The organism is Bacillus cereus group sp. BfR-BA-01311 (assembly GCF_022664295.1).
Taxonomy (GTDB): Bacteria; Bacillota; Bacilli; order Bacillales; family Bacillaceae_G; genus Bacillus_A; species Bacillus_A cereus.
This window is the reverse complement of sequence record NZ_JAKUHC010000021.1, coordinates 1-12,528: the sequence shown is the minus strand read 5'-3', so window position 1 is coordinate 12,528 and position 12,528 is coordinate 1. Positions and strand designations below refer to the sequence as shown.

The following is a 12,528-nucleotide window of genomic DNA, read 5'->3' as shown; positions in this document are numbered from 1 at the left end:
TCAAAAACACATCACTACTTAAATGTAGTGATGTGTTTTTGTATTAAAAGAGAATGAATGTGTGTGTGGAACCGTTAATGGAATTGCGATTTTTATAGTGTATTGTGTAAATTTAATTTCTTGCTTCTGAAGTGTTGACGTGTAAAATAATTTTATGATAAAATAAAAATTTTGCTAAAAAACTAAAAGTGTGTTAAGCTTGAGAAGGTTACCATATATGGAGGTGGATTATTTGTTTCAAATTGGCGATAACATTGTTTATCCAATGCAGGGAGCAGGTATAATTAAAGCCATAGAAGAGAAGGAAATCTCAGGAGAAAAACAACAGTATTATGTTATAAAAATGTCGGCTAGTAATATGGAACTAATGATTCCAGCAGGGAGAATATTGAATTCGAATATACGTCCAGTTACGGATATAACCGCATTAGCACACATAATGGATATTTTTCAACATGGGGAATCAGATAGATTACTTACATGGAAACAAAGGTATAAATTGAACACTGATAAAATAAAGACGGGTAAAATGCAAGAAGGTGCTGAAGTTGTGCGTGATTTAATGCGTATACAGAAAGAAAAAGCACTTAATGCAAGCGAAAAGAAGATGTTAGATAACGCATATGAATTTTTGATTAGTGAACTGGGATTAATTAAAGGTATCACAGAAAATCAGATAAAAAGCTTTTGTTAAGGTTCATTACAAATAATGTATTATATCCCAAAAAAGATCTTGAATTTTTTGGGAACATAATTATAGAAAATTTATCATTTCAAAGACATTCAACTCTTTCAAACCACTTTTAGAGCATTACCTCTATTGTTATTACTACAATCAAATCCATTTTTATTTTTTAATTTCATTTATGAATGTTCGAAGTTTAATTGAATACTTCGATAAAATAGTTACTTGATTTTTGCAATCCTGATTCACACTGGCACGGACGAGGAGCCGTAAGGATGAAAGAGAGGTAGGGCTTTCATTGTTTTAGGTATATAAGTTATTATTTTTAGAAGAATACTGAACCATTTTCACTTCTATTGATAAGGTGTTTTTTTATTAAAGAGATAAACGAATTGACAGCCATATATGGTCAACAAAAAAGGTTTCCTCCTAAGGAAACCTTTTTAATATTATTTATAGCATTTTATTTTTTGATATTCGAATTTTTTATTGTAAAGTCGTAAAAATTGACGTTACTATCTAAAAGTAAGTATGATGCGATTATAGTAAGATTTTTTAGGGGGAAGAAAAATGACAAGTTCAAGTAATAAAGCAGCGAGTATTTATGAAGGAACAAATGTAAATGCTGGGGGATTTTTTGAAAACGTTGAAGAAACAAAGTTGTTTGATCCAATTCAAGTTGGAGCTTGGTCTCTTCGTAATCGTATAGCGATGGCACCGATGACAAGATGCTTTGCAGATAATGAGACTGGAGTAGTTGGTGCGGATGTAGTGGAGTACTACAGAAAACGTGCTGCGGATGGAATTGGACTAATTATTACAGAAGGAATTGTCATTAGTCCGAGAGCAAAAGGAAACCCAGGAGTACCAGGTATTTATACACAAGAGCAAATCGATTCTTGGAAACCTGTTACAGAGGCGGTACATAAAGAAGGCGGGACGATTATTGCTCAAATATGGCATGTTGGGCGTATGAGTCATCATGAAATAATTGGTGGTCAAATGCCACAAGCACCGTCGGCTATCGCTGCAGAGGGAAATGTTCCACGCTTTCGTAAACCGTTTGATACGCCAGAAGCAATGACGTTAGAAGAAATACAAGAAGTGATCGGGCAATACGCACAAGCTGCGAAAAATGCGATCGAAGCTGGATTTGATGGAGTAGAAATTCACGGTGCACACGGATATTTAATCGATCAATTTACGTATGAGTTTGCGAATAAGCGAACAGATAAATATGGCGGTGATTTAAAACAAAGGTTAACGTTTATGAAAGAAGTAACGGCGGCTGTAATAGAAGCTGTTGGAGCTAATAAAACACTTCTTCGTTTCTCTGCTTTCAAAGGTGATAATCCTACTTATATGTGGGAAAACCCTGAGTTTGCAATTGAAACGTTCATAAATATGTTTAAAGAGGTTGGGTTAACGATGATCCATCCTTCAACGATGAATTATACCCAAGAGATTGCTGACGGAAAGAATTTTCATCAACTAGTAAGAAAATATTGGGATGGTACGATTGTTGGGGTTGGTAATTTAAATCCGAAAGAGGCCGAAGAAGCGTTGCAAGAAGGAACGATTGATGTAGCGGCATTCGGAAGACCGTTAATTGCTAATCCAGACTTTGTTCATCGAATTAAACACGCTGAAAGTTTAGTTGAATATGACGCGAAAGAGCATCTTGCTACGTTAGTATGAATAAAGATAAAAGGAGAGCACATCTAGTGTTCTCCTTTTATTATGGAATTTCATAGGGGGAAGCGGGATGAGTGAAACGCTACTCGTTATTATTAGTATATTACTATTTTTAATGTTGCTTTTAATCGTCTTTTTTATCATTACATTTTTTATAAAAAAACGAACACACCATTCTATTTTAAAATTACATCCGTACTTAGGAAGAATGCGCTACTTACTGGAAAAGATAGGGCCTGAATTTCGACAATATTGGTTTGATCATGATACGGATGGAAAGCCTTTCTCACGTTACGATTTTCAAAGTGTTATGTTTTTAGCGAAATATCGCTCTGAAATACTTGGTTTTGGATCAAAACGAGATTTTGAAGCTTCTGGATATTATATTGCTAATACATTATTTCCGATATTAACTGAGGAATTAAGTGTGAATCTCACGCAAGAGCGGGAAGGTAAAAAGTACGTGATTCATAAAGAAGGGTTATTTTCAAGAAGAGAAAAATTGACAGCGGATACAACGAATCTTTGGCTGTACGAAGAAGATGATGCAATTATAGTCGGTGAGAACCGTAAATATCCGTGGAAGCTACATGGCATGTTTGGTGCATCTGCGACTTCTTACGGTGCGATTGGAGAAAATTATATTTTAGCGAGTGGTTTTGGAGCAAAAATGGCAGGCGGATCGTGGATTAATACGGGTGAAGGTGGCGTTATTCCAGAACATTTACATACAGGAGCGAATATCGTTGCGCAAATTGGTCCAGGGTTATTTGGATACCGTGATGAAGACGGTAATTTTTCAATGGGAAAATTCATGGAGAAAGCGAAAGAAAGTAATATTAGAGCATTCGAATTGAAATTTGGGCAAGGTGCTAAAATACGTGGTGGTCATTTAGAGGGGCAAAAAGTAAATGAGAAAATTGCTTCTGTTCGCAACGTCCGAAAGGGAGAGACGATTAATTCACCGAATCGATTTTCATTTTTAAAGAATGCAGCGGATACACTTTGTTTTATTCAACAGTTGCAAGAAAACAGCGGTAAACCAGTTGGAATGAAAATTGTAATTGGTCAGCAGGAGCCTTTGGAAGATTTAATAAAAACAATGAAAGAACTAAACATTTACCCAGATTTTATTACAATCGACGGTTCAGAAGGCGGGTCAGGGGCAACGTATAAATCGATGGCAGATTATATGGGACTGCCGCTTATTCCAGCATTACTTACATTTATTGATACAGCAAACCATTATGGTGTCCGTAATAAGTTTAAAGTATTTGCATCGGGTAAATTAATCACACCAGATAAAGTGGCGATTGCTTTAGCGATTGGGGCGGATGCTGTAAGTTCAGCCCGTGGGTTTATGATGGCAAGTGGCTGTATTATGGCCCTTCAATGTAATTCTGGTCAATGTCCATCTGGTGTAGCCACGACGAATCCGCATTATCAAAAAGCGTTAGATCCGTATGAGAAGAAGTGGCGAGTCATGAATTATATTATTAGTATGAGATATAGTTTATTTTCATTAGCGGCAGCGGCGGGAGTGAAGAGCCCGCGCCATTTAAAGAGAGATCATATTGTATTTAAAGACGAGATGGGGCGGGTAGTTCCTCTCTCAGAATTGTTTCCTACTAGTAAATAGTAAGCTATGTTTAATAGATTAAAAGTCATACATTTGTATGGCTTATTTTTATTAAAAAATAAGGTGTTTAATTATCAGAATATTTTTACTTCAATTTCTTTTGAAAACAGGGTAATCCACTGGGATAAAGGCGTTTATAAAGGTTTTCACATGTAATGAAAAGTGCTCGTTCACTTGAAAGAACAAAAAATGTTTGTTAAGGTAGGGAACCATAAGCGAAAACAAGAAAATAGAAAAAGTCATTTTTCGAAATTTTGAATGGCTTATGGACTAAGGGAGAGATTTGGTGAAGATTGAAATTATGGTTTCGCTTGCTATTTATATGGCAGGTATGTTGTATATCGGATATTGGTCTTATAAGAAGACATCCGATTTATCAGATTATATGTTAGGCGGGAGGGGACTTGGTCCAGCAGTTACAGCTTTATCAGCTGGTGCTTCTGACATGAGTGGCTGGATGCTAATGGGATTACCTGGTGCGATGTATGCAACAGGATTATCAAGTGTATGGATTGCGATAGGTTTATTAATAGGTGCGTATGCAAACTATTTAATCATTGCCCCGCGTTTACGAACGTATACAGAAGTAGCAAATGATTCAATTACGATTCCAGACTTTTTAGAGAATCGGTTTAAAGATCGTACGAAAATACTTCGTTTTGTCTCCGCTATCGTCATTTTAGTATTTTTCACATTTTATGCGTCGGCTGGTTTAGTTTCAGGTGGACGTTTGTTTGAAAATTCTTTTAACCTTGATTATAAAATTGGTTTATTTGTAACAGTAGGTGTCGTTGTTGCGTATACACTATTTGGTGGCTTTCTAGCCGTAAGTTGGACGGACTTTGTGCAAGGTTGTATTATGTTTATTGCGCTTGTACTAGTGCCAATTGTTGCTTTTACGGATGTCGGTGGTGTAACAGAAACATTTAATACGATTAAGCAAGTCGATGCATCGCATTTAGATATGTTTAAAGGGACCACAATACTTGGTATTATTTCATTTTTAGCATGGGGCCTTGGATATTTTGGTCAACCACATATTATTGTCCGCTTTATGGCAATTACCTCTATTAAAGATTTAAAAACTTCTCGTAGAATCGGTATCGGTTGGATGACGATTTCAATTATAGGTGCAATGCTTACTGGTCTAATTGGTATCGCCTATTATGCTAAAAATAATGCGACATTACAAGACCCAGAAATGGTCTTTGTAACATTCTCAAATATTTTATTCCATCCGTATATTACAGGATTTTTATTATCAGCTATTTTGGCTTCGATTATGAGTAGTATTTCCTCACAATTACTTGTTATTTCAAGTGCAGTAACGGAAGATTTCTATAAAACATTTTTCCGTCGTAATGCAAGTGATAAAGAACTTGTATTTATCGGTAGGCTGTCAGTATTAGTTGTAGCGATGATTGCAGTTGTTTTAGCGTATCATCCGAGTGATACAATTTTAACGCTTGTTGGATATGCTTGGGCAGGATTTGGATCAGCATTTGGACCAGCAATTTTATTAAGTTTATATTGGAAGAGAACGAACAAATGGGGCGTTCTTGCTGGGATGATTGTCGGTGCATTAGTTGTTATCACTTGGGTACAAATTCCAAGTTTAAAAGCGACTATGTATGAAATGGTACCTGGATTCTTCTGTAGTTTATTAACTGTTATCGTTGTAAGTTTATTAACGAAAGAACCCGTTAAGGCAGTTCATCGTGAATTTAATGAGATGGAAGCAGTACTGGAAGAAGAAAAGAAATGATTTGCAAAAAGAGTAAACGATGAATAGCGTTTACTCTTTTTACATGTAAAATGAAAGTAAGGACTTATTGACAATAAAAAATAAGTAACTTATAATAAATCTCGAGTTCGAGATAAATAACATGCATAATGAAGAAATATTATGGTTATAAATCGAACGAATATTTTTTGTAAATTATCTTGAGTTCAAGATAATTTGATAGGTTAGACACCAATAGGTATTTTTGTAATTAATATCTCGAATTCGAGATAAAATTATTATAACGGATTTTACTTTGCAGCATGGACAAAATGAATAATGAATTTAAATGTAAAAGAATTTTTATAATGAAATAAAAAAGGAGTGGAAGAAATGGAAAAGAAAACAATGGGAATCCATCACATTACAGCGATTGTAGGGCATCCACAAGAAAATGTAGACTTTTATGCTGGTGTATTAGGGTTACGTTTAGTGAAACAAACAGTGAATTTTGATGATCCAGGTACGTACCATCTTTATTTTGGAAATGAAGGAGGAAAGCCTGGAACAATTATTACGTTTTTCCCATGGGCAGGTGCTCGTCAAGGTATTATTGGGGACGGTCAAGTAGGAATTACGTCTTACGTTGTACCAAAAGGTACAATGGAGTTTTGGGAAAATAGATTAGAAAAATTCGATGTTTCGTATACAAAAATGACTCGTTTTGGAGAGCAGTATTTAGAATTTGATGATCCGCATGGTTTGCATATAGAATTAGTTGAAAGAGAAGCAGGCGAATTAAACAATTGGAGTTTTGGAGAAGTTACACCAGAAGTAGCAATTAAAGGGTTTGGAGGTGCTGTTCTTTTATCTGCACAGCCTCAAAAAACAGCTGAATTGTTAGAACATATTATGGGTCTTGAAAAAATTGGAGAAGAGGGCGAATTTGTTCGATTCCGTTCTTCTGCTGACATTGGAAATATTATTGATTTGAAATTATCAACAATCGGTCGTGGCCAAATGGGCGTTGGTACAGTTCATCATATAGCCTGGAGAGCGAGTGATGATGCTGATCAGCTAGACTGGAAAGAGTATGTGTCGCGTTTTGGATATCACGTAACTCCTGTACAAGATCGAAATTATTTTAACGCGATTTATTTTAGAGAACATGGTGAAATCTTATTTGAAATTGCAACAGATCCTCCTGGTTTCGCTCATGATGAATCGTTAGAGACGATGGGGGAGGAATTAAAGTTACCGGAACAATATGAACAACATAGAAAACAGATTGAACAAACGCTTTTACCATTTGAAGTGAGAAATTTAGATTAAAGTGATTGAAGGGGGAAAAGGATTATGATGAAACATGTTTTTCAAAAAGGAAAAGATACGTCAAAACCAGTGCTGTTATTACTTCATGGCACAGGTGGTAATGAATTAGATTTACTACCACTTGCAGAAATAGTTGATCCGGAAGCGTCGGTATTAAGCGTTAGGGGAAATGTGTTAGAGAATGGGATGCCGCGTTTTTTCCGCCGATTAGCAGAGGGCATTTTTGATGAAGAGGATTTAATTTTCCGTACGAAGGAATTAAATGAATTTTTAGATGAAGCGGCTAAAGAATATAAATTCGATAGAAATAACATTGTAGCTATCGGTTATTCGAATGGGGCAAATATCGCAGCAAGCTTATTATTCCATTACGAAAATGCATTGAAAGGTGCTGTGCTTCATCACCCAATGGTACCAAGAAGAGGAATGCAATTAGCAAATTTAGCAGGGAAATCTGTGTTTATTGCTGCTGGGACAAATGACCCAATTTGTTCATCAGCAGAGTCAGAGGAATTGAAGGGACTATTAGAAAATGCAAATGCGAATGTAACAATGCATTGGGAAAATCGAGGGCATCAATTAACGATGGGTGAAGTAGAAAAAGCAAAAGAGTGGTATGACAAAGCATTTTAAAAAAAGAAGCATCTGCTAACGATTAGCAGATGCTTCTTTTTTATTTAAGACTGGATTGCAAGATGAGATGAAGAAAGTGGTAGCTCAATATCAACAATCGTACCTTTATTTAATTCGCTTGAAATGTGTAATCTACCATGATGTTCTTCAATTATTTTGTAACACATCATTAATCCTAGTCCTGTGCCTTTTTCTTTTAAACTATAAAAAGGTTCGCCTAGACGGGAGATACGATCTTCAGGAATGCCGCAACCTTCATCGATAATTCGTATTAAGATGAAATTATCCTCTAATGGTTTTGTTTGGATGAAAATATTTCCGCCATTTGGCATTGCTTCTATCGCATTTTTTAATATGTTTATAAACACTTGTTTTAATTGGTTACCGTCACATTGAATATCATATACGTAATCAAAATGATCCATGATGATATGAACGCTATGCATAATTGCAGTCGGTAAAATAAATGTAACTACCTCTTCAATTAAAGTTTGTATGTTACAAGTTTGGATAGATAATACTTGTGGCTTAGACATCGCCATAAATTGACTCGTGATGGATTCCATTTGTGAAATCTCACTTAACATAACATCGATATACCATTTCTGCTCCTCACTTATTTCAGGGAGGAGCAACGTTAGAAAACCTTTTAGAGAAGTGAGTGGATTTCGAATTTCATGGGCAATTCCAGCTGTCAGTTGTCCGACTACTGCGAGCTTCTCTGATTTTCGTAATAACTTTTCAGTTTCTTTTAGCTCAGTAACATCTCTCCCCATCACGATAAGACCTTTGCGAGAACCATCAGGATGATAAAGCGGAACTTTTGATATACTTAAGATTAGATCGAAATCATCTCTATGTATAATAAATTCCTCGCCATGAAGAATTTGTCTTTGTTGCCATGCTAGTTCATCTATTTCTTCACAATGTAAAAAAGCTTCTCGGTATGCTTCATTATATTGAATGAGTTCGCTATCTTTTTTCCCGTGGTAAGGTACATGATGGAAATTGAAGCAAGAAAGTGCGTAGTCATTTGCCTCAAGCCAGCGCCCTTCATGATCTTTAAATATAACAAAGGCAGGCATGGAGTTTACTAATGTACGTAATCTCTTCTCACTTTCTTTTAGCATATTCTCAATTCTTTCTGATTTTTCAAGCGGCTTCATAATAGCGTATACGCCAGTAAGACGATTTTGAACAAAAATAGGAACTAGTTTTGTCACAACATCTAATAAGAATCCATTTTTATGATAAATAGATAAGATATACTCTTGTTGATTATCCGCTTCAGTATTCTTTATATTTTGTAATACTTGCTCAGAAATATGGGCTTCTAAAATAGAGGTAATATTTTTCTGTTCTAATTCTAAAGAAGTGTAACCTAATATTCTTTCGGCAGAAGGATTTATATGTAGAATAACTCCTTCTAAATTCAATGAAATAATACTATCCGGATTGTGTTCGAACAGAGATGCGTACATTTCTGTTAATGAACGATCTTGTATATGGTTTCGCAAACGTCTAGAAATGTTCGGATGACGTTTTTTTTGAGTTGGTGAATATTTTTTACGACTCATAATAGTTCCTCCGTACAAATAGCATCTAAAAAGATTTGTCTATTCATAACTATAATATAGATGTGATGTGTATTTCTATAAAAAATGGAAGTTATAGAATAAATTTTGTTTTTTTATTTTTTGCAAAGTGAATGCAGGATGGTAATAAGGGGAGCTTATATTGTTTTATAAACCTTTTGTAAGTTACAGACGGTTGTTTTCCGTATAACATTAGGGTAGAGGAGGGGGAGAGAAAATGAAAAATTATATTCAAGGGATTGATCACGTGCAAGTAGCTGCACCTGTAGGGTGTGAAGAAGAGGCGCGTGATTTTTATGGGAATACGATTGGTATGGAAGAAATTCCAAAGCCAGAAGAGTTGAAAAAACGAGGTGGATGTTGGTTTAAATGTGGAAATCAAGAAATCCATATTGGTGTCGAGCGGAACTTTACACCAGCTAAAAAGGCTCATCCAGCTTTTTATGTGAATGAAATTAATGAATTTAAGCAAACACTTATAGAGCAAGGTGTTAAAGTGATTGATGATTATGCACGACCAGATGTAATTCGATTTTACGTGTCAGATCCATTTGGAAACCGAATTGAATTTATGCAAAATAAAGACTAGGTGGATTCCCACCTAGTCTTTAACTTCTTCTGAAAAGTCCTAACACTTCTACAGTTTCTGTAATATTAACGAATGCATTCGGGTCGATTTCAGAAATTGTTAGTTTCATACTTGCTAATTCTTCACGAGAAACGACGGTCATAAGTACACGCTTTTTCTCGCTTGAATAAGCACCTTCGCCATCAAGTAACGTTATTCCACGTACAACAGTTGAAAGAAGTTGTTTTTTCATTTTTTCTGCTTCATTTGTTACAATCATAAGTGTAACTTTACGATGTTTTGTATGAACAGCATCAATTACTTTACCAGTTACATAAATTGAAAGTAAGCTTGTAAGTGCAACATCCCAGGTGAAGAAGAATCCTGCGATTATTACAACGACTGCATTTAAAATAATAAGGAATCCGCCAAGTTTAATGTCTCGCTTGCGGGATAAAAGCATACCGATAATATCAAATCCACCAGTGGATCCATTACAGTTAAAAACAAGACCAATACCAGCTCCGGCGATTACACCTCCGAAGATAGAAGATAACAATGGATCTGTTGCTACGACTTTTACTGGAACGTAGTATAATGCAACAGATAATACAACTACAGAGACAACTGTGTTAAAAATTACTTTTTTTCCAAGACCTATGTACCCTAAAATAAGGATAGGTAAGTTTAATACAAAGTTAATAATGCCTGTGTTTACAGGGGTTACAATCCCTAAAATAATAGCAATTCCGCCAATTCCACTACTTAAAATTTTGTGGGGGATAAGGAAAAGATTAAAGGCAACCGCAATAATAATAGAACCGATAATAACACCAAGGAATCTGACCATTTCTTTCCCGTCCTTCACTGAAAAATTCATATTATTTCAAGATTATATATGATATTGAAAGTTTTGGGTAAAAACAGTTTATTTAGGTAAATTAGATTAATCAAAAGAATTTGAGTATTTTATCATTTGAAAGGGGATACAGTTGTGAAGATAAAAACATATCAACAGAAAAGCCCGTTGAAGCAAGAATGTGAGGATTCTTATTTTTGTAATAAAGAAAAAAAGATTTATGGTGTATGTGACGGTGCAACACCACTTGTCCCGTTTCGTGATGAAAAGGGACATAATGGAGCATACATCGCTTCGCATTTATTTGCAAGTTATTTTACTGCATTACGAGAGAATCATAGTTTACAATTTGCAGTTGCCAAAGCAAATGAAGTATTGCAAAGCAAAATGTTAGAATATGAAGTAGACACGAGAAAAAAAGAGCATTTGTGGTGCACATGTATCGCGGCAGTCCAAATAGTTGGTGAGAAAATTGAATATGCGCAGCTTGGGGACTGTATGATTGTCGCAACTTTTCAAAATGGAACGATGCAAGTATTAACGAAAGACACAGTTGAAGGAATTAGTAAAAGAGCAAAAAAGAAGAGGGAAGAAGATCGTAAAAAAGGGTTATCTGTACCAGAAGAATATGTTTTTCAAGATGTTCGAGAACAGTTAAAATACAATCGTTATCTTGCAAATATGCCAAATGGTTATTCAGTTGCAAATGGAATGAAAGAAGCGATACATTATTTACAACATGGTGAAGTACATACAGATGAAGTGAGTGGGATTTTTATTTGTTCAGACGGGTTATTTCACCCAGATTGGTCATTAGAACAAACTGTTGCATATATAAGAAAGAATAGTATAAACGAATATATAGCAATTATTGAAGAGCTAGAAGCGGAAAAGAGAATAAGGCCAGATGATAAAACGATTATAATGATTGATTTTTAAGAGGAGGCAGTTCAAATGGAAATTAAACGTGTCAATCTAACATTTCAAGATGAATTAGTTCCTTTAGAAAAAGTAAACAAACTGATTATTCACCATACAGCTGAAGATGGATGGGACGTGTATAAAACGCATGAATTTCATCAAACTGTAAGGGGGTGGAGCGGAATTGGTTACAACTATTTTATCGAAAAGGATGGAACTGTAGTGGAAGGGCGAGGTTTACATATTGGAGCGCACGCGAAAGACCATAACCGTCATACAATTGGAATATGTATGACGGGAAATTTCGATAAATACGATCCCACTCCCCCGCAAGTGAATGCATTATATTCTTTATGCAAAATGTTTATGAAGCAATTTGCTATAAAGAAAGAAAATATACTAGGTCATAGGGAGTTAGAAGGAGTTACAAAAAGCTGTCCTGGTAATCGTTTTTCTATGGTAGAGTTAAGGAAGATATTATCTTAAATATAGAGGAGTAACAACGATGATGAATATAAAAATACCAAATGATAAAAAAGAAGAGCTTGTAGCGCAAATTCAGCAATTTTTCATGGAAGAAGATCTAGATGAAATTGGGCGTTTCCAAGCAGAGCGTTTAATAGAAGAAATGATTAAATTAGTTGGACCATTTGCATACAATCAAGCAATTGGAGATGCAAGAAAGCTTGTAAGTGAGAAATTAACGAATATGGAAGAAGATTTATACGTGTTAGAGAAAAATGAAGGGAAATAAAAAAAGAGCCGATGTGGTCATCTCCCTGTCAAGTAGACAGTAATAAAAAGAGTATTATGCCACGGCCTTTTCCCGATATTCTATCGGGGAAAGGCCGTGAAGTTTTTCTTGGAACCTTTCTGTA

13 protein-coding genes are annotated in these 12,528 nt (G+C 35.3%); 10 read left to right on the top strand and 3 right to left on the bottom strand.

Going from position 1 to position 12,528, the window contains the following annotated elements; genetic code table 11:
* Window positions 1-232 precede the first annotated feature (232 nt).
* From MR136_RS26190 to MR136_RS26165, 6 genes are all read left to right on the top strand, one after another.
* A complete protein-coding gene (locus MR136_RS26190) occupies window positions 233-694 on the top strand; it encodes a CarD family transcriptional regulator (RefSeq protein WP_170879444.1) in 462 nt (153 codons plus the stop codon).
* Window positions 695-1,255: 561 nt separating this feature from the next.
* A complete protein-coding gene (locus tag MR136_RS26185; protein ID WP_000204582.1) occupies window positions 1,256-2,383 on the top strand; it encodes an alkene reductase in 1,128 nt (375 codons plus the stop codon).
* 67 nt (window positions 2,384-2,450) lie between these two features.
* Window positions 2,451-4,019, top strand: a complete 1,569-nt coding sequence (locus MR136_RS26180; RefSeq protein ID WP_061457605.1) for an FMN-binding glutamate synthase family protein — start codon at window positions 2,451-2,453, stop codon at window positions 4,017-4,019.
* 286 nt (window positions 4,020-4,305) lie between these two features.
* A complete protein-coding gene (gene putP / locus MR136_RS26175) occupies window positions 4,306-5,784 on the top strand; it encodes a sodium/proline symporter PutP (protein ID WP_000687591.1) in 1,479 nt (492 codons plus the stop codon).
* Between the two features lie 351 nt (window positions 5,785-6,135).
* Window positions 6,136-7,074 carry a ring-cleaving dioxygenase gene (locus MR136_RS26170; protein WP_000412739.1) on the top strand — a complete coding sequence of 313 codons (939 nt, stop codon included), beginning with the start codon at window positions 6,136-6,138 and terminating at the stop codon, window positions 7,072-7,074.
* A 24-nt stretch (window positions 7,075-7,098) separates the two neighbouring features.
* Window positions 7,099-7,707, top strand: coding sequence for an alpha/beta hydrolase (locus tag MR136_RS26165; RefSeq protein WP_061457603.1), 609 nt, complete (start codon window positions 7,099-7,101; stop codon window positions 7,705-7,707).
* A gap of 44 nt (window positions 7,708-7,751) precedes the next feature.
* On the opposite strand, the gene MR136_RS26160 is transcribed toward MR136_RS26165, so the two are convergent.
* The gene (locus MR136_RS26160; RefSeq protein ID WP_000087652.1) at window positions 7,752-9,284 is read right to left on the bottom strand and encodes a BA3702 family sensor histidine kinase; all 1,533 of its coding nucleotides are present in this window, start codon (window positions 9,282-9,284) and stop codon (window positions 7,752-7,754) included.
* Window positions 9,285-9,519: 235 nt separating this feature from the next.
* Here MR136_RS26160 and MR136_RS26155 point away from each other — a divergent pair, with 235 nt between their 5' ends.
* Window positions 9,520-9,891, top strand: coding sequence for a VOC family protein (locus tag MR136_RS26155; RefSeq protein WP_000800772.1), 372 nt, complete (start codon window positions 9,520-9,522; stop codon window positions 9,889-9,891).
* 19 nt (window positions 9,892-9,910) lie between these two features.
* Here the strand turns inward: MR136_RS26155 and MR136_RS26150 are convergent, their stop codons facing one another.
* On the bottom strand, window positions 9,911-10,720 hold the full coding sequence (locus tag MR136_RS26150) for a YitT family protein (RefSeq protein WP_000251344.1): 810 nt from the start codon (window positions 10,718-10,720) through the stop codon (window positions 9,911-9,913).
* 126 nt (window positions 10,721-10,846) lie between these two features.
* Between MR136_RS26150 and MR136_RS26145 the strand changes: the two genes are divergently transcribed.
* The 3 genes from MR136_RS26145 to MR136_RS26135 are packed head-to-tail and all read left to right on the top strand — an operon-like array spanning window position 10,847 to window position 12,404.
* Entirely contained in the window at window positions 10,847-11,668 is an 822-nt protein-coding gene (locus MR136_RS26145; RefSeq protein WP_135277391.1) for a protein phosphatase 2C domain-containing protein, read from the top strand.
* Window positions 11,669-11,683: 15 nt separating this feature from the next.
* A complete protein-coding gene (locus tag MR136_RS26140) occupies window positions 11,684-12,136 on the top strand; it encodes a peptidoglycan recognition protein family protein (protein ID WP_000404002.1) in 453 nt (150 codons plus the stop codon).
* Window positions 12,137-12,155: 19 nt separating this feature from the next.
* Window positions 12,156-12,404, top strand: coding sequence for a DUF2164 domain-containing protein (locus MR136_RS26135; protein WP_000981066.1), 249 nt, complete (start codon window positions 12,156-12,158; stop codon window positions 12,402-12,404).
* Between the two features lie 54 nt (window positions 12,405-12,458).
* On the opposite strand, the gene MR136_RS28720 is transcribed toward MR136_RS26135, so the two are convergent.
* A partial coding sequence (locus tag MR136_RS28720; RefSeq protein ID WP_325782447.1) for an IS3 family transposase occupies window positions 12,459-12,528 on the bottom strand: 70 nt, incomplete at its 5' end.

What these genes read in the sequence shown, in the direction of transcription:
- MR136_RS26170 (WP_000412739.1), top strand. Translation starts at nt 6,136, where the DNA reads ATGGAAAAGAAAACAATGGGAATCCATCACATTACAGCGATTGTAGGG.
- MR136_RS26165 (WP_061457603.1), top strand. Translation starts at nt 7,099, where the DNA reads ATGATGAAACATGTTTTTCAAAAAGGAAAAGATACGTCAAAACCAGTG.
- MR136_RS26135 (WP_000981066.1), top strand. Translation starts at nt 12,156, where the DNA reads ATGATGAATATAAAAATACCAAATGATAAAAAAGAAGAGCTTGTAGCG.
- MR136_RS26140 (WP_000404002.1), top strand. Translation starts at nt 11,684, where the DNA reads ATGGAAATTAAACGTGTCAATCTAACATTTCAAGATGAATTAGTTCCT.
- MR136_RS26160 (WP_000087652.1), bottom strand. Translation starts at nt 9,284, where the DNA reads ATGAGTCGTAAAAAATATTCACCAACTCAAAAAAAACGTCATCCGAAC.
- MR136_RS26150 (WP_000251344.1), bottom strand. Translation starts at nt 10,720, where the DNA reads ATGGTCAGATTCCTTGGTGTTATTATCGGTTCTATTATTATTGCGGTT.
- MR136_RS26180 (WP_061457605.1), top strand. Translation starts at nt 2,451, where the DNA reads ATGAGTGAAACGCTACTCGTTATTATTAGTATATTACTATTTTTAATG.
- MR136_RS26155 (WP_000800772.1), top strand. Translation starts at nt 9,520, where the DNA reads ATGAAAAATTATATTCAAGGGATTGATCACGTGCAAGTAGCTGCACCT.
- MR136_RS26185 (WP_000204582.1), top strand. Translation starts at nt 1,256, where the DNA reads ATGACAAGTTCAAGTAATAAAGCAGCGAGTATTTATGAAGGAACAAAT.